Annotated in this window: 15 protein-coding genes; 6 read left to right on the top strand and 9 right to left on the bottom strand. The window is 74.0% G+C overall.

The window, feature by feature from the left end; all coding sequences use genetic code 11:
* Positions 1-54: 54 nt before the first annotated feature.
* The 6 genes from IF19_RS0111995 to IF19_RS0111965 all read right to left on the bottom strand — a co-directional run bounded on the left by IF19_RS0111995 (position 55) and on the right by IF19_RS0111965 (position 9,388).
* Positions 55-999: a hypothetical protein gene (locus IF19_RS0111995; protein ID WP_030121236.1), complete on the bottom strand. Its 945-nt coding sequence runs from the start codon at positions 997-999 to the stop codon at positions 55-57.
* A gap of 103 nt (positions 1,000-1,102) precedes the next feature.
* A complete protein-coding gene (locus tag IF19_RS0111990; RefSeq protein WP_030116454.1) occupies positions 1,103-2,638 on the bottom strand; it encodes a hypothetical protein in 1,536 nt (511 codons plus the stop codon).
* A gap of 173 nt (positions 2,639-2,811) precedes the next feature.
* Positions 2,812-6,528 carry a hydantoinase B/oxoprolinase family protein gene (locus IF19_RS0111985; protein ID WP_030276891.1) on the bottom strand — a complete coding sequence of 1,239 codons (3,717 nt, stop codon included), beginning with the start codon at positions 6,526-6,528 and terminating at the stop codon, positions 2,812-2,814.
* A 122-nt stretch (positions 6,529-6,650) separates the two neighbouring features.
* Positions 6,651-7,223, bottom strand: a complete 573-nt coding sequence (locus tag IF19_RS0111980) for a DUF4240 domain-containing protein (protein ID WP_030116450.1) — start codon at positions 7,221-7,223, stop codon at positions 6,651-6,653.
* 63 nt (positions 7,224-7,286) lie between these two features.
* Positions 7,287-8,705: a hypothetical protein gene (locus IF19_RS0111975; RefSeq protein ID WP_030195642.1), complete on the bottom strand. Its 1,419-nt coding sequence runs from the start codon at positions 8,703-8,705 to the stop codon at positions 7,287-7,289.
* A gap of 290 nt (positions 8,706-8,995) precedes the next feature.
* Positions 8,996-9,388 carry an ankyrin repeat domain-containing protein gene (locus IF19_RS0111965; RefSeq protein WP_030116447.1) on the bottom strand — a complete coding sequence of 131 codons (393 nt, stop codon included), beginning with the start codon at positions 9,386-9,388 and terminating at the stop codon, positions 8,996-8,998.
* 351 nt (positions 9,389-9,739) lie between these two features.
* Between IF19_RS0111965 and IF19_RS0111960 the strand changes: the two genes are divergently transcribed.
* Both IF19_RS0111960 and IF19_RS0111955 read left to right on the top strand, forming a co-directional pair.
* Positions 9,740-9,934 carry a hypothetical protein gene (locus tag IF19_RS0111960; protein ID WP_003970432.1) on the top strand — a complete coding sequence of 65 codons (195 nt, stop codon included), beginning with the start codon at positions 9,740-9,742 and terminating at the stop codon, positions 9,932-9,934.
* Between the two features lie 37 nt (positions 9,935-9,971).
* Entirely contained in the window at positions 9,972-11,651 is a 1,680-nt protein-coding gene (locus IF19_RS0111955) for a membrane protein (protein ID WP_030276889.1), read from the top strand.
* Between the two features lie 300 nt (positions 11,652-11,951).
* Here the strand turns inward: IF19_RS0111955 and IF19_RS0111950 are convergent, their stop codons facing one another.
* Positions 11,952-13,451: an SCO1417 family PLP biosynthesis transcription factor gene (locus tag IF19_RS0111950; RefSeq protein WP_030195638.1), complete on the bottom strand. Its 1,500-nt coding sequence runs from the start codon at positions 13,449-13,451 to the stop codon at positions 11,952-11,954.
* Between the two features lie 102 nt (positions 13,452-13,553).
* Here IF19_RS0111950 and yczE point away from each other — a divergent pair, with 102 nt between their 5' ends.
* The 4 genes from yczE to IF19_RS0111930 all read left to right on the top strand — a co-directional run bounded on the left by yczE (position 13,554) and on the right by IF19_RS0111930 (position 17,062).
* Positions 13,554-14,291: a membrane protein YczE gene (gene yczE / locus IF19_RS0111945; RefSeq protein WP_030116442.1), complete on the top strand. Its 738-nt coding sequence runs from the start codon at positions 13,554-13,556 to the stop codon at positions 14,289-14,291.
* Positions 14,288-15,049, top strand: coding sequence for a glycerophosphodiester phosphodiesterase family protein (locus IF19_RS0111940; RefSeq protein ID WP_030195634.1), 762 nt, complete (start codon positions 14,288-14,290; stop codon positions 15,047-15,049). Before yczE ends, IF19_RS0111940 begins: the two co-directional genes overlap by 4 nt.
* A gap of 46 nt (positions 15,050-15,095) precedes the next feature.
* Complete coding sequence (locus tag IF19_RS0111935) at positions 15,096-16,469, top strand: MFS transporter (RefSeq protein WP_030116439.1); 1,374 nt, start codon at positions 15,096-15,098, stop codon at positions 16,467-16,469.
* A 263-nt stretch (positions 16,470-16,732) separates the two neighbouring features.
* Complete coding sequence (locus tag IF19_RS0111930; RefSeq protein WP_050498997.1) at positions 16,733-17,062, top strand: RNA polymerase-binding protein RbpA; 330 nt, start codon at positions 16,733-16,735, stop codon at positions 17,060-17,062.
* 251 nt (positions 17,063-17,313) lie between these two features.
* On the opposite strand, the gene fxsA is transcribed toward IF19_RS0111930, so the two are convergent.
* Positions 17,314-17,922, bottom strand: a complete 609-nt coding sequence (gene fxsA, locus IF19_RS0111925; RefSeq protein ID WP_030116438.1) for an FxsA family membrane protein — start codon at positions 17,920-17,922, stop codon at positions 17,314-17,316.
* A 75-nt stretch (positions 17,923-17,997) separates the two neighbouring features.
* Complete coding sequence (locus IF19_RS0111920; RefSeq protein ID WP_030116437.1) at positions 17,998-18,765, bottom strand: polyprenol monophosphomannose synthase; 768 nt, start codon at positions 18,763-18,765, stop codon at positions 17,998-18,000.
* Positions 18,766-19,003: the final 238 nt, after the last annotated feature.

The raw sequence follows: 19,003 nt of genomic DNA, 5'->3' as shown, positions 1-19,003 counted from the left end.
GTGCGGGGAGGGGGGCGGCCGACGGGGGGCGACGGCGGCGGGCCGGGGGGCGGGTCAGGAGTGGAAGGGCAGGCCCGCGTCGGCGACCAGTTCCGTGCTGTCGGGGTCGGGCGGCGGGAGGAGGGTGGCGGAGCCGTCGGTGACGGGGACGACGCCGAGCTCCAGCAGTTCGGCCATGGCGGCGCTGCCCGCCAGGTCGCGGACCTGGAGCTGGTAGCGGGCGGTGGTCCGGTAGGCGCCGCCCGCGTCGTCGCCGGTGCGCTGGAGGAAGCCGGAGTCGGTGAGGAAGGCGACGGCCTTGCCGATGATGCCGGTGGTGGATCCGGCGAGCCTGCGGGCGTCCTTGGTGGCGCCGGTGGCGCTGCGGCGGGTGTAGATCCGCCAGCCCGCTTCGAGCCCGGGGGCGTCGCTGGCGGGGTCGGTGTTGTCGCCCTGCTCCTCGGCGCGCTCCTCCAGCCGCCGGCATGCCTGGCGTACGAAGGCGTCGACGCCGTTGACGGTGATGCGGCCGATGTAGGCGTCGTCGGCGAGGTCCTCCGGGCGGGGGAAGGCGAGCGCGGCGACGGCGAGGTGGGCGAGGCCGTGCAGGAAGCGGTCGGCGGAGTCGGAGGAGGCGCGGCGGGCGTAGTCGCCCATGCGGACGGCGAAGACGGAGTCCTCTCCGGCGGTCACGGCCATCCCGGCGCGCGGGGAGACCTCCAGGACCACGAGGCCGAGGCCGGTGGCGACGGCGTCGGCGAGCCGGGCGAAGGCGCTCTCCTCCCGGTAGCGGCGCAACAGGTCGGCGTACTCGGCGTCGCGGGCGGGCAGCAGCTTGGGCTGGAGCCCGAAGGAGACCAGGCGGGCCGCGTCGGCGGCGTCGGCCGGGGTGACGGCGCTCGGCCCGGTGGGCTCGGCGGCGCCGGCGTGGGCGGAGTCACCCGCGTACGGGGTGGGGGAACCGGCGTACGCGGAGGGCTCGTTCCACGCGTCGGGGTGCTCGGCGTCGTGGTCGCTCACGGCTGGGACTCCTCGGTACGGAAGACGTGCGGGTGCGAAGGAAGGGCGGGGGCCGGGGCGGGGAGGCCCGGCCCGGCCGGCGGCGCGGATCGCACCGGCCCGGTCACGAGGCGTCCTGGCGGTCGGCGGCCATCCCGGCGGCGTCCAGCAGGGCGGTGCCCACGATCAGGTCGGCGCCGCCGAATCCGGGGTCGTCCAGTTGGGTGCCGTCGTCGACGGCGAACAGCAGCCGCCGCTCGCCCTGCCGGTAGGCGGTGCCGACCGGGGGGCTGGCGGCGTGCACGGCGAGCAGGGCGACCAGGTAGGCGAGGTCCTCGCCGTCGCCGCCGCTGCGCCGGGCCTCAGCGAGCAGTCCGGAGAGGCGGCGCGGGGCGTCGTGCTCCAGGTCGAGCAGGGTCATGGCGCGGGCGAGCTGCTCGTCGCTGAACCGGCTGTCGTCGGGGGTGGCGATCAGGTCGGGCTCGGGCATCTCCGCGCCCAGGTGCTCGCGTTCCTGCGGCGGGGTGAGCAGCAGCTCGACCAGGTCCCCGACGCGTACGGCGGTGGGGGTGCGCAGTCCGGTGCCGCGGGCGAAGAAGGCGTCGGTGGCCCGGGTGGACTGTTCGACGGGGAGCGGGAGGAGCGGGGCGAGGAGCTGCCCGTACAGGTCGAGGCCCGTCTGCGTGGCCGGCGGTGCGAACGCCTGGCGGTCCTGCTCGGCGCGGAAGAGGGGGCCCGCCTCCAGGAGCCGGGACTGGAGCTGGGTGTGACGGCGGATGCAGTCCTTGACGATGTCGACCAGTTCGGCGGCCCGGCGCTTGTGCTCCGGCTCCTCGGCCTCGTCGCGGGCCTTGCGGATGTTGGTGAGGATCGCGTTCTCGTGGCGGTAGCGGTCGGCGACGTGCTCCAGGGCCTCGGCGATCATGTCCGGGACGGTGTGGAGCCAGTCGACGGCGCGCACGTTGCGCCGGGTGGCCTCCAGGGTGCGGCGCAGGGTCTCCGCGTACTGCACGGTGCGGTAGCGGGCCTGTTCGGCGGCGAGCTGGGCGTCCGCGAGGCGGCCCCGGCTGATCAGGACCTCCAGCTTGACCTCGGCGGCGATCTGGGCGCTGGTGACGTCGGTGTCGAGCGCGCCGACGAGGACGTTGACCGCTTCGTCGGTGGCGCGGAGGAAGACCGTGCCGCCGTGGCCGGGGACCTCCTCGATGAGCTTGAAGTCGTAGTCGCGGCGGACGTAGACCCCGTCGGGGCCGAAGGTGCCGTAGACCGCGCGGAAGCCCCGGTCGACGCTGCCGACGTTGATCAGGTTCTCCAGGACCCAGCGGGCGACCCGTTCGTGCTCGGCGACGGGGCGGTCGGGGGCCTGGGCGCCGACCCGGGGCAGCAGCCTGGCCACTATCTGGTCGTGGTCGGCCCCGGTGTCGAAGTCCATGTTGAGGGTGACGTGGTCGATCGCGGCGAGGGCGACCTCCGCCATGGCGTACACCGTGTACTCGCCGGCCAGATTCGCCTTGCGGACGTCCAGGTCGTGCAGGGGCGCCGTGCACGCGAGCGCGCGCAGCCGCCGGGAGAGCCCCTCGTCGGCGGCGGGGCCCGGGGCAGGCCGCGGCCCCGCGCTGAGCTGCGGCGAGGCGGTGTCCGGGTAGGCAGGCGAAGTCACGTGGAACAGATTAGGTCCTCGTACGGACAACGGTCGAAACGGCGTTTATGCGACCGGAGCGGGGACCTCCGCTCGACCGGAGCGGCGGCGGGACCACGCGACCGGTGCCGGGATGCCCGCGCGGCCGCGCGGCCGGGTCGGTGGCGTCTTCGCGACCGGGGCGGTACCGCGTCCTACGCTCGCGCGGGTCCGTACCCCCCGCCGCCCGGGGTGCGGACCACCAGCACGTCCCCGGCGCCGAGTTCGGCGGTGTCGCACCCCGCCAGCGGCACCACCTCGCCGTCCGCCCGTTCGATGTGCTGCTCCCCGAGCGCTCCGGGCTCCCCGCCGCCCGCTCCGTACGGCGGGACACGGCGGTGGCCGGAGAGCAGGGCGATCGTGACGGGTTCCAGGAAGCGGATGCGGCGCTCGACGCCGTCGCCGCCGCGCCACCGGCCCGCTCCCCCGCTGCCGTCCCGGACCGCGAAGGACTCCAGCCTCACGGGCAGGCGCCACTCCAGGATCTCGGGGTCGGTGAGGCGCGAGTTGGTCATATGGGTCTGCACGGCGTCGGCGCCGTCGAAGCCGTCGCCCGCTCCGGAGCCGCTGGCGATCGTTTCGTAGTACTGGACGTGGTCGTTGCCGAAGGTGAGGTTGTTCATGGTGCCGGACCCCTCGGCCAGGCCCCCGATCGCCCCGTACAGCGCCCCGGTGACCGCCTGGGAGGTCTCGACGTTGCCCGCGACCGTCGCCGCCGGGTAGTGGGGGTCGAGCATCGATCCGGGCGGAATGGTCACCTCCAGCGGGGTGAGGCAGCCGCTGTTCAGCGGGATGTCCTCCCCGACGAGGGTGCGGAACACGTAGAGGACGGCGGCCATGACGACGGAGCGGGGCGCGTTGGCGTTGCCGGGCCGCTGGGGCGAGGTCCCGGTGAAGTCGAGGTGGGCGCTGCGGGCGTCCCGGTCGACGGTGAGCCGGACCTCGATCACCGCCCCCGTGTCGGTCGTGTAGCGGCAGTGGCCGTCGTGCAGCCGGGCGACGATCCGGCGGACGGACTCCTCGGCGTTGTCCTGGACGTGCCGCATGTACGCGTCCACGGCCTCGGCCCCGAACTGGTCGGTCATGCGTCGCAGTTCGGCGATGCCCTTCTCGTTTGCGGCGATCTGGGCGCGGAGGTCGGCGAGGTTGGTGTCCGGATCGCGGGAGGGGTACGGGGCGGAGGCGAGCAGCGCGCGGGTCTCGGCCTCGCGCAGCCGGCCGTCGCGGACGAGGAGCCAGTTGTCGAAGAGCACGCCCTCCTCGTGGACCGTCCGGCTGAAGGCGGGCATGGAGCCGGGGGTGGTGCCGCCGATCTCCGCGTGGTGGCCGCGCGAGGCGACGAGGAAGCGGAGCCCGGGGCCGCCCTCGCCCGGGCTCCCGTCTCCGCCCTCGCCCGGGATCGCGTCGCCGCCCTCGCCCGGGGTCGCTTCCCCGTCCCCGTCCCGGCTTCCGTCGCCGCCCTCGTCGAAGACGGGGGTGACCACGGTGACGTCCGGCAGGTGGGTGCCGCCGTGGTACGGGTCGTTGACCGCGTACACGTCCCCGGGCCGCAGCGTGCCCTCGTTGCGGCGCAGCACCTCCTTGATCGACTCGCCCATCGAGCCGAGGTGGACGGGGATGTGCGGGGCGTTGGCGATCAGGTCGCCCTCGGCGTCGAACAGGGCGCAGGAGAAGTCGAGGCGCTCCTTGATGTTGACGGAGTGGGCGGTGTTCTCCAGGCGGACGCCCATCTGCTCGGCGATCGACATGAAGAGGCTGTTGAAGACCTCCAGCATCACCGGGTCCACCCGGGTGCCGACGGCGGTGCGTTCGGGCCGGGGGGTGGAGCGGGTGAGGACGAGATGGCCGGTGGCGGCGGCCTCGGCACGCCAGCCGGGGTCGACGACGGTGGTGGCGTCGTCCTCGGCGACGATCGCGGGCCCGGTGACGGTGTCGGCGGGGCGCAGATCGGCCCGGCGGTGGAGCGGGGCCCGCCGCCACCGCCCTTCTGCGTACAGGTCCACGGTGTCGGCCGGGCTCGGAGGCGCGTCCTGCGCGGGGGCGGCGGGGCCGGTGCTCGTGCCGGGGGCTTCGGCGGCCGCCGCCCCGGTGTCGCCGGTGGCCTCCACGGTGGCGGTCTCCACCACGACCGGTCTGTCCATGGCGAAGCCGAACCGGGCCCGGTGGGCGGCGGTGAACGCCCGGGCCATGGCGTCCTCCGTGCCCAGGTCCACCGCGAGCGCCGCGTCCGTACCGGCGTACCGCAGCAGGAGCCGGGCGCGCACGGTGATCGCACGATCCGCCACGCCGTCGGCGCGCAGGGCCTCGCGGGTACGGTCGGCCAGCTCCGCGCAGAGCCGTTCCACCCGCTCCAGGCAGGCCGGGCCGAGTGGTTCCTCCACCGATTGTTCGCGCAGGGCGGTGGCGTCGGCGAGGCCGATGCCGTACGCGGAGAGGACCCCGGCGAGCGGCGGGACGAGGACGGTGTCGATGCCCAGGGCGTCCGCCACCGCGCAGACGTGCTGGCCGCCCGCGCCGCCGAAGCCGGTCAGGGCGTAGCGGGTGACGTCGTGGCCGCGCTGCACGGTGATCTTCTTGACGGCGTTGGCCATGTTGAGCACGGCGATCTCCAGGAAGCCCGCCGCGGCCTCCGCCTCGTCCGGGCGTCGGCCGGTGGCCCGCCCCACCTCGTCGGCGAGCGCGGTGAACCGTTCGCGGACCGTGTCGGCGTCGAGCGGGAGGTCGCCGCTCTCGCCGAAGACCGCCGGGAAGTGGGCGGGCTGGACGCGGCCGAGCATGACGTTGGCGTCGGTGACGGTGAGGGGGCCGCCCCGCCGGTAGCAGGCGGGGCCGGGATGGGCGCCCGCCGAGTCGGGGCCGACGCGGTAGCGGCTGCCGTCGAAGTGGAGGACGGAGCCGCCGCCGGCCGCGACGGTGTGGATGCTCATCATCGGGGCGCGCATCCGCACCCCGGCGACCTCGGTGCCCAGCTCACGTTCGAACGCGCCGGCGTAGTGCGAGACGTCGGTGGAGGTGCCGCCCATGTCGAAGCCGATGACGCGGTCGTGTCCGGCCTGCCGCGAGGTGCGGACCATGCCGACGACGCCGCCGGCCGGTCCGGAGAGGACGGCGTCCTTTCCCCGGAACCGGGCGGCTTCGCGGAGCCCGCCGTTGGACTGGAGGAACATCAGCCGGATCCCGTCGAGGTGGGCGGCGACCTCGTCGACGTACCGGCGCAGGACGGGTGAGAGGTAGGCGTCGACGACGGTGGTGTCGCCGCGCGGGACGAGCCTGATCAGCGGGCTGACCTCGTGGGAGGTGCTGACCTGTGTGAAGCCCGCCTCCCGGGCGGCTTCGGCGACGGCCCGTTCGTGGGCGGGGTGGCGGTAGCCGTGCATGAGGACGACGGCGGCGCTGCGCAGCCCGTCGGCGTGGGCGGCGCGCAGGTGTTCGCGTACGGGGGCGAGGTCCAGGGGGCGTACGGTGCGGCCCTCGGCGTCGAGCCGCTCGGGCACCTCGATCACCCGCTCGTGGACGGCCTCGGGCAGGACGATGTGCCGGTCGAAGAGGCGCGGCCGGTTCTGGTACGCGATGCGCAGCGCGTCCCGGAAGCCCTCGGTGATCAGCAGGACGGTCGCCTCGCCCCGGCGCTCCAGGAGGGCGTTGGTGGCGACGGTGGTGCCCATCCGGACGGCGGCGACCCGGTCGGCGGGCACCGGTTCGTCCGGGCCGAGGCCGAGGAGCAGCCGGATCCCGGCGACGGCCGCGTCGTCGTAGCGGCCGGGGTCGTGGGAGAGGAGCTTGCGGGTGATGAGGCGGCCGTCGGGGCGGCGGCCCACGATGTCGGTGAAGGTGCCGCCGCGGTCGATCCAGAACTCCCAGCGTCCGGTCATGGCGCCATTGTGTGCCCGCGCCACCGGTCCCGCAGCGGCGGCGAAGGGGCCGCCGGCATGGTGCCGCGCGTAGGGCTCCGGGCCCGTCCGCATACGGATACGGGAACGCGCCCGGGTCCGGCTCAGTCCAGGAAGAGCACCGCCAGGCGCGGCAGACGTACGCGGTTCGCCTCGTCGTCCTCGGCGTCCCAGCTCTCCCCCGCCGGCCCGGCCGGCCGTTCGCGCTCGCTCAGGGCCTCCTCCACCGCGGCGTCGAGGGAGGCGGTCTCGCCCGTCCGCCGGCGGTGGGCCGCGTTCACCAGCGCGCTCAGCGACTCGTATCCGATCCAGCCGCGCTCGCCCCGGGCCATCCGGATCACGACCGGCAGTCCGGCCAGCGCGTCGGGGTCGGCCACCACCCGGGTGAAGGTCTCCCGGCCGAGCAGGGCGAGCCCGTCGCGGAAGTCCGTGAAGCCGTCGTCGCCGCAGCCGCCCTCGATGAGGTGGGCCGCGTTCCACAGGGGCCACCGGTAGGCGGACCAGGACACCTCCACGGCCGTCACGGCGAACTCCGCGATCCGTCCGGGCTCCAGGGCGGCGAGCACGTCGGTCAGCGCTCCCGGCAGCGGGTCGTCGGGCGCGTCCCGGTCGTCGGCCCGGCCCCCGGCCATGTCACGGGCCCGCTCGACCAGCCCCCACCACGTGTCGATGTCCATGGCGGAAAGGTTAGGAGGAGGGTCTGACAACGACCCTCCTCCCGGTGTCCGTGACCTGCGCGGTCAGACCGCGGAGGTGTCCGGGCCGATCCGGCTCCGTACGGCGGTCTGGACCTCGGCCTCCTCGGCCGGGTCGGCGGCGAGGCGGCGCAGCCGTTCCGCGACGCGGATGTCGCCCGTCTCGGCGTGGCGGGCGGCCACCTCGCGGGTGGTCTCCTCGCAGTCCCACAGGCACTCCACCGCGAACCCGGTCGCGAAGGACGGGTCGGTGGCGGCCAGCGCGCGGGCCGCCCGGCCCCGCAGGTGCGAGGAGGACGTCTCGCGGTAGACGTGGCGCAGCACGGGGGCTGCGCAGGCGATGCCGAGGCGCCCGGCCCCGTCGACCAGGGTCCACAGCCGGGGGGCGTCGGGTCCGTCGCCGCGCACGGCCTCCCGCAGCGCGCCGAGGACTTGGGGAGCGTCCTGGGCGGTGCCTCGGCAGGCGAGCACTCCGGCGGCGGAGGCTCCGAGGGCGTCGGGGCGGTGGGCCCAGCGCCGGGCCCGTCGCACGGCGGCCTCGGCGGTCATCCGCTCGAAGGCGGCGACGGCCGTGTCGGCGACGGTGCGGGAGGGGTCGGCCGCGGCGGCCTCGATGAGGTCGAGGACGACTGCTTCGCCGGTCTCCGCGAGGTAGTGCAGGGCGGCGCAGCGCGCGCCGTCGGGTCCGCTGCGGCCGGCCTCGACGATCTGGGGAAGGTCGTCGGGTCCGGCGACGGCGGTGAGGCAGCGCGCCGCGGGGACGTGCAGTTCGCTGCCGCGTTCCAGGGCCTGCTGGGCCCAGTCGAAGACGGCCTGGACGCTCCAGCCGGGGCGGGGTCCCCCGGGGCGCATCTGGCGCTGCCACCGGTCGAACGAGCCCTGTTCGCCGGCGGCCCGGACACGGGCCCCGACCGTTTCGCGCGGGTCGTCGGCCCACAGCCGCCAGGGGCGCGGTTCGAATGCGTCGCGTACGGCGGTGGCGAGGTCGGCCGTGCCCTGATCGGTGGCCGGGAAGCGGGCGAGGACGGGCAGCGCGAGGGAGCGCAGGCCGGCGTCGTCGTCGCGCAGGGCGAGCTCGTCCAGGGCCCAGGCCCAGTTGGCGCCGGTCGCCGTGTAGCGGCGGAGCAGGGCCAGGGCGTCGTCGCGCCCGTAGGAGGCGAGGTGGCCGAGGACGGAGAGCGCCAGCCCGGTACGGGAGTCGTCGGTGTCGAGGTGATCGTCGGGATCGAGCAGGTGCCGCTCGATCTCCTCGATACCGCCGTCGAGGTCGAGGTAGAGGCGCGCGTAGTAGAGGGAGCGGTTCTCCACCTGCCAGTCGTGGCGGGGGTCGCTCACGACGCAGTGGTTGAGGGCCGCGAGGGCCTCGGGGCGCGGTGCGGCGAGCGCGTGGAGCGTGCCGTCGCCGCGGCCCCTCTGCAGCAGGCCGAGCAGGGTGCCGCTCGGCGCTATGAACGGATCGAACATGGGAGAAAGCCTCACATCAAGCTGTCGACGCGACCGGGACTGTGCAGTGCCCCGTGCCTCTCGGCACGCGGGGGTGTCCGGGGGGACACCGTTACGCCGCGCAGTGACATGATCGGCCGACCGCCGTCTTTCGCCTGGTGTAGAGCATCTTCCTCTGCCTCTCGTCGGTGGCCCTGAGCGGGCCCGCGACGTCATGATGACCCAGCCATTTCGCCACCGCGACCACATTTACGACGGACCGGTCAGCGAAGCCCACGGCGGACGCCTCCAGGAGTGCGCCCGCCGTCGTCTCACCGCGCACCGAAGCGTTCCAGCAGGTCGGACTTGCCGAACATCCGGGCCGTGTCCAGCGCGGACGGCGTTCCGGCGGCCGGGTCGGCGCCGGCGGCGAGCAGCGCGTCGACGACGGCGTCCTCGCCCTTGAAGACGGCTCCGGCCAGCGGGGTCTGGCCGCGGTCGTTGGCCCGGTCCGGGTCGGCGTCGCGGGCGACGAGGGCGGCGACCGTGGCGGCGTGGCCGTGGTACGCCGCGAGCATCACGAGTGTGTCGCCCCGGTCGTTGGTGAGGTTGGCGGGGACCCCGGCCTCGACGTACGCGGTGAGCGCCTCGGTCTCACCGGCACGGGCCAGGTCGAAGACCTTGGTCGCCAGCTCGACCACCTCGGGATCAGGGGTTTCGCTCATCGGACGGGCCGCCTTCCTCGACTGCTGCCGCGGCGTCACCGCCGCGATCGACCTGGTGGGCGTACGGCACGGGGGCCGTACGAGTGAATCGACAGGGTACTGCTCCCGGGCGCGCGCGGCCCGGTCCCGATCCGACCCGGTCCCGGCCGGGCGAGGGATCGCCGGGGCCGGTCGCTCCGGTTCTTCCCACCACGGCCCGGGTGATGCCGCTCCCCGAAAGCCGTCTCCTGTGGGCCGGTCAAGTGAAAGAGCAGCATATTCACTCGATTGCACCTTTTGTCATATAGATACTTCGCGTGATCCTGGAAGGACTCATGGTGACTGTCCCCTTCAACCAGGAGAGAACCGCTCATGATCCTTTCCATCTCGGGCGTGGTCCTGCTCGCCATCGTCGTCTTCCTGTTCTTCAAGAAGGACGGGCTCAAGGCGTCCCACGCCATCGTCTGCGCACTGTTCGGCTTCTACCTGGCCGGCACCGCCATCGCTCCGAGCATCACGGCGGGCGGGGCGAGCCTCGCCGGCCTGCTGGGCGGGATCAAGTTCTGACGCTCCGCAACCGCTCCCACCCCTTCAGGAGACCGACGTGGCCCGGCGACCACTCCCCCGCATTCTGAGCAGCGGCACCGCTTCGATCACTCGTGGCAGAGAGATCGCGCGGACGGCCGCCGACAGCGCCACCGATGTCCTCCATCCGCTGATCACGGTGATCCGCGGTCTGCGGCTGCTGGCCGTGGCGGGCCGGCAGAACTGGGTCGCGATGCCCAAGGAACGGCGGGGCCCCAAGCTGTTCCTCGTCGCGGCCTGCCTGCTCGCGGCGGCGCTCGTCCCGTTCGGGCCGATCCTGGCCCTGGTCACGGTGATGGGCGCGGCCGCCTGGAAGGGGCGGGAGCGGACCCCCGTGCGCACCGGGCCCGACGAGTCGGAGAGCGCCCGGCTCCGCTCGCTGTACGAGGCGCTCGTGCCGTACTTCTCGGCGGCCGACGACCCCGAGCCGCTGTTCGCCCACGGCGGCGACTGGACGAAGACCTTCGACGGCTACGCCTTCGACCGGGACGGCCGGCTCACCCGGCTCCGGATCTCCTACCCGGCGTACTTCACGGACGGCGAGGCCGCCGCGCGCTCCCGCATCGAGCAGTTGCTCCACACGAAGTCCGGCCGGGGCCGCGAGTACCGCTTCGACTGGGACGAGGAGGCCAACCGCCTCGACGTGACCGTGCTGGACGCGCTCCCCACCACCATCGCCGCTCAGCGCTTCGTCACCGCCCCGGGCGAGACGGTCCTCGGCTTCACGGACCCGGACGCCGTCTCCCGTACCGTCCCCGTACGCGACGGCGACGCCACCGCGGACGCGTCGCCCGTCCTCTGGCGGACCGGCGGCCGCTCCACCGAGCCGCACCTGCTGGCCGCCGGGCAGCCCGGCGGCGGCACCACGACCCTGGTCCGCTCGATCGCCCTGCAGGCCCTCCAGGGCGGGGACGTCATCGTCATCGACGGCAGCGGGACCGGCGAGTACGCCGCGTTCACCGGCCGCGACGGCGTCCTCGCCGTGGAGTCGGGCCCCGGCGGGGCGCTGGCCACGCTGGAGTGGGCGGCGCACGAGACGGAGCGCCGCCTGATCACCGCCAACCGGGCCCGGCAGAGCGGCCACCCCGTACCGGACGACATCCGGCGGCCGCTGTGGATCCTGCTGGACCGCCCCGGGGTCCTGGGCCACCTCGCTGCCGCCGACGGCAGGCCCGATCCGCAGGAGCTGCTGCGTGTCCCGCTGCGGCACGGTCGGGCGGCCCAGGTCACCGTGGTGGTGGCCGAGCAGTTCGACGCGGTGGACACCCTGACCGAGACCGTGCTCAGCCACACCCGCGCCCGCGCGGTCCTCGGCCCGGCCTCGCGTGAGCAGGTCGCGGCGCTCCTCGGCGCCGAACCGCGCACCACCCCGCCGGCCGAGGTCCCCCCGGGCCGCGGCTATGTCCGCCTCGGCACGGGACCGGTCCTGCGCCTCCAGGTGCCCGCCACTCCGGACCCGTACGACGACGCCACGAGCGACGCCCACCGGCAGGCGGTGCTCGACCTGCTGCCCGGACGGCACACACCGGCGGAGGCGGCGTGGACGGCCGACGAGGAGGGGCCCATCACGGACCGGGCCCCGGTGGCCGTGGAGGCCGCGCCCCGGCAGGGCGACGTGACGCCGGTGGAGGCGATGACGGACGGGGCGGGGGCGTCCGGGCCGCTGGCGAAGGCGCAGCCCGCCGGGGCGGAGAGCTGAGCCGAAGGCGCGGCCGGGTCGGACCGGAAGCGGGGCGGCGACAGCGGCATCACGGTGACCACAAGAACAACGGGCGGGGAGCGGGCCACCACCACGGTCCGCTCCCCGCCCGCCGCCGTGTCCGGGGTCGCGAACCCGACCGGGCGCTCAGACCGGCCCTCAGGCCATCGGACCCGCAGAGCCGCTGCGGTCCGTCAGGCGCTCGGGCACCCAGGCACTCAGGCGCCCGGACCGTCAGGCGCTCAGGCACTCAAACCGTCAGTCGCTCAGGCGCTCAGAGCCGCTCGGACCGTCCGGCGCTCAGGCCACGAAGCTGCGCGGTGCGTCGGCCCCCGCGCCCGCCCCGGAGCGCACCAGCTCCACCGCGGCCGCCAGGCGGACGGCCGCCTCGTCCGCGACGGGCCCGCTCACCGTGAACGGCAGCCGTACGTACCCCTCGAACGCGCCGTCCACCCCGAAGCGCGGCCCCGACGGCACCCGGACCCCGACGCGCTCGCCCGCCACGGCCAGCCGCGAACCGGAGAGGCCCCCGGTCCGCACCCACAGGGTCAGGCCGCCGCTCGGCACGGCGAACTCCCAGTCCGGCAGCTCCCGCCGCACCGCCGCCACCAGGGCGTCGCGGTTCTCCCGGGCCTGGCCCCGGCGGACCTCGACGGCCTCTTCCCAGCCGCCCGTGCCCATGAGCCAGTTGATGGCGAGCTGCTCCAACACGGGGGTGCCCATGTCGGCGTACGCGCGCGCGGCGACCAGGCTGCGGATGACGTCCGGGGCGGCACGCACCCAGCCGATGCGCATCCCGGCCCAGAACGCCTTGCTGGCCGAGCCGACGGTCAGGACCGTGCTCCCGGCCGGGTCGAAGGCGCAGACCCGGCGCGGCATGGCGAGGCCGGGGTCCAGCCGGAGTTCGTTCATCGTCTCGTCGACGACCAGGACCGTGCCGGCGGACCGGGCCGCGTCCACCAGGTCCCGGCGCTGCTGCTCGTCGGCGAGCGCCCCGGTGGGGTTGTGGAAGTCGGCGACCACGTAGGCGAGCCGGGGCGCGGCGTCCCGCAGCACCTGGCGCCAGCGGTTCATGTCCCAGCCGCCGAGCCCCTCCTCCATGGCGACCGGGACCAGGCGGGCGCCGGTCTCGCGCATCAGCTGGAGGATGTTGGCGTAGCTCGGGGACTCGACCGCGATCCGCTCCCCGCGACCCGCGAAGAGGTGGCAGATGGCGTCGATGGCGCCCATCGCCCCGGTGGTGACCATGATCTGCTCGGGCATCGTCGGCACGCCGAGAGCCGTGTAGCGGTCGGCGATCATGCGGCGCAGCGCGGGCAGCCCGGCCGGGTAGTCGCCGTGCGTGTGGGCGTACGGCGGCAGCTCCTCCAGCGCTCCCTGGACGGCCCGGGTCAGCCACGGTTCGGGCGCGGGCAGGGCCGCGCACCCCAGGTCGATCATCGAGCCGAGCGACTCCGGCGGCAGCGGTTCGAGGCCGCGGGCGGGCAGCGGGTTTCCGGCGGGCACGGCGGTCCAGCTCCCGGCCCCGCGCCGCGACTCCAGGAAGCCCTCCGCGCGCAGCGCCTCGTAGGCGGCGGCGACGGTCGTCCGGCTGACGGAGAGGGCGAGGGCCAGCTCGCGTTCGGCGGGCAGCCGGGCGGCGACCGGAACCCGGCCCTCCAGGACCAGCAGACGTACGCCGTCGGCGAGCGCGCGGTAGGCGGGCGGCTTGCGTCCGCCCGGCCCGGTGGGCCGGGCCTGCTGGGACCGGAGCTGACGGGCGAGCTGGGCCGCGCCCACCGTCGATGTCCACTGCACCATCGAAATCAGTCCACCTTCCTCGAATTGGCCATAGTTGGTGGCCGATCCCCTGCCACAGAGTGACATGGAGCAGTCCACCACCACTACGTCAGGGGGCACAACGTGGCCAGGACCACGCGACGGAGCACCACCCATCTCTCCCGGCGGCTCGTCCAGCTGTACGCCGGTCTGGCGCTGTACGGGGCCAGCTCCGCGCTCCTGGTCCGGGCCGAGCTGGGGCTGGAGCCGTGGGGAGTGCTGCACCAGGGGCTCGCGGAGCTGACCGGCATCTCCATCGGGGTCGTGTCGATCATCGTCGGCGCGGTGGTGCTGCTGCTGTGGATCCCGCTGCGGCAGCGGCCGGGGCTGGGCACCGTGTCGAACGTCTTCGTGGTCGGACTGGCGATGGACGGGACGCTCGCCGTCGTCGGCGAGCTGGACGGCTACGGGTTCCGTGTCCCCGCTCTGGTCCTGGGGATCGTGCTCAACGGGGTGGCAACCGGCCTGTACATCGCCGCCCGGTTCGGGCCGGGCCCGCGCGACGGCCTGATGACCGGGCTGAACCGGGTCACCGGCCGCTCCATCCGGTTGGTCCGCACGGCGATCGAGGTGGCGGTGGTGGCCACCGGCTTCGTGCTGGGCGGTTCGCTGGGGGTGGGCACGGTGGTGTACGCCCTGGCCATCGGCCCGCTGGCCCAGCTCTTCCTGCGGGTGTTCGCGCTCCCGAAGCCCACCGCCCCGGCCGTCACCGCGCTCCCGGGCATCACCACGGCCCCGGGCGAACCGTGCACCCCGGCGCCGCCCCTCGGTTCCGGCCCCGTTGCCGCCCCGGCGCCCGGGCAGGCCATACTGCCGCAGTGAAACCGAGCCACCCCTATCTGGACCACCCGGCGCCGATCGCCTTCGCCCACCGCGGCGGGGCGGCGGACGGCGTGGAGAACACCGTCACGGCCTTCCGCCGGGCGGCCGACGCCGGCTACCGCTACTTCGAGACCGACGTGCACACCACGGCGGACGGCCGGCTCGTGGCCTTCCACGACGCCACCCTGGACCGGGTCACCGACGCCCGGGGCCGGATCGCCGATCTGCCGTGGAGCGAGGTGCGCCGGGCCCGGGTCGGGGGAAGCGAGCCGCCGCCGCTCTTCGAGGAGCTGCTGGAGGAGTTCCCCGAGGCGCGCTGGAACGTGGATCTGAAGGCCGGGCCGGCGCTGGAGCCGCTGCTGGAGCTGATCCGCCGGACGGACGCCTGGGACCGGGTCTGCGTCGGCTCGTTCTCGGAGGCCCGGGTGGCCCGCGCCCACCGGCTGGCGGGCCCCCGGCTGGCCACCTCGTACGGGGTGCGCGGCGTGCTGGCGCTGCGACTGCGCTCGTACGGCGTCCCGGCCCCGCTGCGGGCGGGGGCGGTCTGCGCCCAGGTGCCGGAGAGCCAGGGCGGCATCCCGGTGGTGGACGCCCGTTTCGTCCGCACGGCGCACGCGCTGGGGCTCCAGGTCCACGTGTGGACGGTGAACGAACCGGAGCGGATGGCGGCTCTCCTGGACCTCGGTGTGGATGGCATCATGACCGATCACATCGAGACGCTGCGTACGGTGCTGAGCGAGCGGGGGGCCTGGTCCTGACGCCCGGCCCGTCCGCGTCCGCAGGGGACGAGCGAGGGGACGCGGCATGAGCACCGGCACCGCAGGGAAGGCCGACCCGTCCGGACGGCCGCCGGACGACGGGACGGCCGCCGCGCGCAGACGCGAGCAGCACGGCTGGTACTTCTACGACTTCGCGTGCTCGGTCTACTCCACCAGCGTGCTGACCGTCTTCCTCGGCCCGTACCTGACGTCCGTCGCCAAGGCGGCGGCCGATCCGGACGGGTTCGTGCACCCGCTGGGCATACCCGTGCGCGCGGGCTCGCTGTTCGCGTACTCCGTCTCGGCCTCCATCGTGGTGGCCGTGATCCTGATGCCGATCGTCGGCGCGGCGGCGGACCGTACGGGGCGCAAGAAGCCGCTGCTGGCGGCGGCCGCGTACACCGGGGCGGCGGCGACGGCCGGGATGTTCCTCCTGGACGGCCACCGCTATCTGTTGGGCGCCTTCCTGCTGATCGTGGCGAACGCCTCGATCTCCGTGTCGATGGTCCTGTACAACGCGTATCTGCCGCAGATCGCCGAGCCGGAGGAGCGCGACGCGGTCTCCTCGCGCGGCTGGGCCTTCGGCTACACCTCGGGGGCCCTCGTCCTGGTCCTCAACCTGATCCTCTACACCGGCCACGCCTCGTTCGGGCTGGCGGAGTCGGACGCGGTGCGGATCTGTCTCGCCTCGGCCGGCGTGTGGTGGGGCGCGTTCACGATCGTCCCGCTGCGCCGCCTGCGCGACCGCCGGGTGAGACCGGACGGCGAGGGAGCGGTCGGCTCCGGCTGGAAGCAGTTGCGGGCCACCCTGCGCGACATGCGGCGCCACCCGCTCACGCTCTCCTTCCTGCTGGCCTACCTCGTCTACAACGACGGCATCCAGACGGTGATCTCGCAGGCTTCGCTGTACGGATCCGAGGAGCTGGGGCTGGACCAGACGACGCTGATCGTCGCCGTGCTGCTGGTGCAGGTCCTGGCGGTGGCGGGGGCGCTGGGCATGGGGCGGCTCGCCCGGACGCACGGCGCGAAGCGCACGATCCTGGGTTCGCTGGCCGTGTGGACCCTGATCCTGGTCTCGGCGTACCTGCTGCCGGCCGACGCGCCGGTGTTCTTCTTCGTCCTGGCAGCGGCGATCGGCCTGGTGCTGGGCGGCAGCCAGGCCCTGTCGCGGTCCCTGTTCTCGCATCTGGTGCCGCGCGGCAAGGAGGCCGAGTACTTCTCCGCGTACGAGATGAGCGACCGCGGTCTGAGCTGGCTGGGGCCCCTGGTGTTCGGTCTGGCCTACCAGGTGACCGGCAGCTACCGGGACGCGATCATCTCGCTGATCCTCTTCTTCGCCGTCGGCGCGGTGCTGCTCGCGCGGGTCCCGGTGCGGCGCGCGGTGGAGGCCGCGGGCAACCCCGTGCCGGAACGGATTTAGACGTTGAACTCAAAGGCCGGTAGTGTACGTCTTTGGCCTGCCCGGAGGACCGTTACTGCCAGTGGAAGCGGCTCGACCTTGAGTGACAACATCCACGAGAGGTGACAAACCGGGCATGGGCGGGTACTCAACCCAGACAAGGCAGCGGCACGACGGGCGACGCATGACCGGCAACGGGAATCTTTGCCGCCGACCGGACGTTGACCGGATGACGACGACAGCGACATTTGTCCTGTGGGCGACAAGCCCGGGAGGCACGATTCATGAGTGAGCGAGCTCTCCGCGGCACGCGACTTGTGGTTACCAGCTACGAGACGGACCGCGGCATCGATCTGGCCCCGCGCCAGGCGGTGGAGTACGCATGCCAGAACGGACATCGATTCGAGATGCCGTTCTCGGTAGAGGCAGAAATTCCGCCGGAGTGGGAGTGCAAGGCGTGTGGCGCCCAGGCACTCCTGGTGGACGGGGACGGCCCCGAGGAGAAGAAGGGCAAGCCGGCGCGCACGCACTGGGACATGCTCATGGAGCGGCGCACCCGTGAGGAGCTGGAGGAGGTGCTGGCCGAGAGGCTGGCGGTTCTGCGCGGGCCGTGACACATGTTCTGTGTCACGGCCCGCGGCTCTTGGCATGTCGGGGGACGGATGGCTTCCCGCCCGACGCTCCCGCAGCTGCCGCGGCTTTTCGGCATGGCCGGGCAGCCACGACTTCCACATGACGCGCGTCGCGGCTCTCCGGCCCCGGCAGCGACGGCTTCCGCAGGACGCGCGGTGCGGCTCCCCTGCCCCTCCGGGCCCGGGGAGCCGCGAGTCGTACCGTCGCGGCACCTCTCGGCGTTCCCGGCGCCTCAGGGAGTGAGGGGCGGGCGGGGGCCCCGGGGGTCGTCGTCCGGCCCCGAGGGCGGCTGAGGGCCGTCCTCGCGGATGACCTCGCCCTGGACGACCTTGCCGTCCGGCCGGTGCATCCTCGCCTGCTGGAAGGCGTCGGAGAAGGTGCCCGGCCCCGCGGCCCGCATCCGGCGCTCCAGCGAGCGCTCCGTGGAGCGGCTGATCAGGGTGCGTACCGGCGGCACCAGCAGGATCAGTCCGGCCACGTCGGAGATGAGGCCGGGGATCAGGAGCAGCAGCCCGCCCAGCATCAGCAGTCCGTTGCCCCGGGAGCCCTTGCCGCCCCCGATCGCGCCCGCCGGCTCGGCGGACGCGCCGGGCTGTCCCGGCGTCTGCTGGAGGGTCTCGGTGAGGTTCTTGAAGGCCCGGCGGCCGGCGCTCTTGATCACCACGGAGCCGAGCGCGGCCCCGGCCACCAGGATCAGCAGGACGGTCAGGCCGCCCGCGGCCGAGGCGACCAGGGTCAGCAGCCAGACCTCCAGGACCAGCCAGGCGACCAGGGCCAGCGGCAGGAATCTACGGACGCGCGAACGTCGGGGACGGGTCGGGGGCGGAGTGCCGGTCGTCATGCTCCCAGTGTGCCCGTACCGGAGTGCGAGTGACGTAAGGGGGTGATCATGAAGCGGTCCGGCCCCGCCCGTACGTCAGGGGGTCTTGCGGCCCAGGACCTTGTTCGCGCGGGAGGTGATGCCCCAGCCGGTGACCCGCCAGAGCGCCTCGACGAGGATGTCCCGGCTCATCTTGGAGTCGCCGACCTCCCGGTCCACGAAGGTGATGGGGACCTCGACCACGTGGTAGCCCGCCTCGACCGCGCGGCGGGCCAGGTCCACCTGGAAGCAGTAGCCCTGCGAGGCGACCTCGCCCAGTCCGAGGCCGTCGAGCGTCTCGGTGCGGAAGGCGCGGTACCCGCCGGTGACGTCCCGGACGGAGAGGCCGAGGGCGAGCCGGGAGTAGAGGCTGCCGCCGCGCGAGATGACCTCGCGGCTCTTGGGCCAGTTGACCACGCGGCCGCCGGGCACCCAGCGGGAGCCGAGGACCAGGTCGGCGCCCTTGAGCGCGGTGAGCAGCCGGGGCAGTTCCTCGGGCTGGTGGGAGCCGTCGGCGTCCATCTCGACGAGGACGCCGTAGCCGTTCTCCCGGCCCCAGGCGAAGCCGGCGAGGTAGGCGGCGCCGAGCCCTTCCTTGCCCTTGCGGTGCAGGACGTGGACCTGGTCGTCGGCGGCCGCGATCTCGTCGGCCGCCTTCCCGGTGCCGTCGGGGCTGTTGTCGTCGGCCACCAGGATGTGCGCATCCGGGACGGCGGTGCGCACCCGGTCGACGATCGGTCCGATGTTCTCGACCTCGTTGTAGGTCGGAATGATCACCAGGACCTTGCCGAGCGGGCCGAACTGCCTCTGACCGCCGTCGTTCACTACTGCCCCTTAGAGTCCGTACACAGGGGGACACCATATCGAGCACACGGGCCGCGGGGTTCGCCCCCACCGGGGAACTCGCCGCGGACGCGCCCGGATCCCGTCGATGACCTGCGGATCGGGGCCCGGCGCCCTTCGGGCCGACCTGGGACCCGCTGGCTGCGGGTCGACCGAAAGCCGTTGTCTACTGAACGTCCGGGCCCCACCCGGGTCCCACCCTCCGTCCGGCCGAGACCTT

Origin of the sequence: Streptomyces californicus, from assembly GCF_000717645.1 — a bacterium.
Taxonomy (GTDB): Bacteria; Actinomycetota; Actinomycetes; order Streptomycetales; family Streptomycetaceae; genus Streptomyces; species Streptomyces californicus.
Note: the sequence above shows the minus strand (reverse complement) of the source record. Positions and strands in the feature narration are given on the sequence as shown.

Bases quoted from the DNA above. Each gene is read 5' to 3' on its own strand.
- IF19_RS0111975 (WP_030195642.1), bottom strand. From the start codon at position 8,705: ATGTTCGATCCGTTCATAGCGCCGAGCGGCACCCTGCTCGGCCTGCTG.
- fxsA (WP_030116438.1), bottom strand. From the start codon at position 17,922: ATGACGACCGGCACTCCGCCCCCGACCCGTCCCCGACGTTCGCGCGTC.
- IF19_RS0111930 (WP_050498997.1), top strand. From the start codon at position 16,733: ATGAGTGAGCGAGCTCTCCGCGGCACGCGACTTGTGGTTACCAGCTAC.
- IF19_RS0111985 (WP_030276891.1), bottom strand. From the start codon at position 6,528: ATGACCGGACGCTGGGAGTTCTGGATCGACCGCGGCGGCACCTTCACC.
- IF19_RS0111980 (WP_030116450.1), bottom strand. From the start codon at position 7,223: ATGGACATCGACACGTGGTGGGGGCTGGTCGAGCGGGCCCGTGACATG.
- IF19_RS0111935 (WP_030116439.1), top strand. From the start codon at position 15,096: ATGAGCACCGGCACCGCAGGGAAGGCCGACCCGTCCGGACGGCCGCCG.
- IF19_RS0111960 (WP_003970432.1), top strand. From the start codon at position 9,740: ATGATCCTTTCCATCTCGGGCGTGGTCCTGCTCGCCATCGTCGTCTTC.
- IF19_RS0111965 (WP_030116447.1), bottom strand. From the start codon at position 9,388: ATGAGCGAAACCCCTGATCCCGAGGTGGTCGAGCTGGCGACCAAGGTC.
- IF19_RS0111950 (WP_030195638.1), bottom strand. From the start codon at position 13,451: ATGGTGCAGTGGACATCGACGGTGGGCGCGGCCCAGCTCGCCCGTCAG.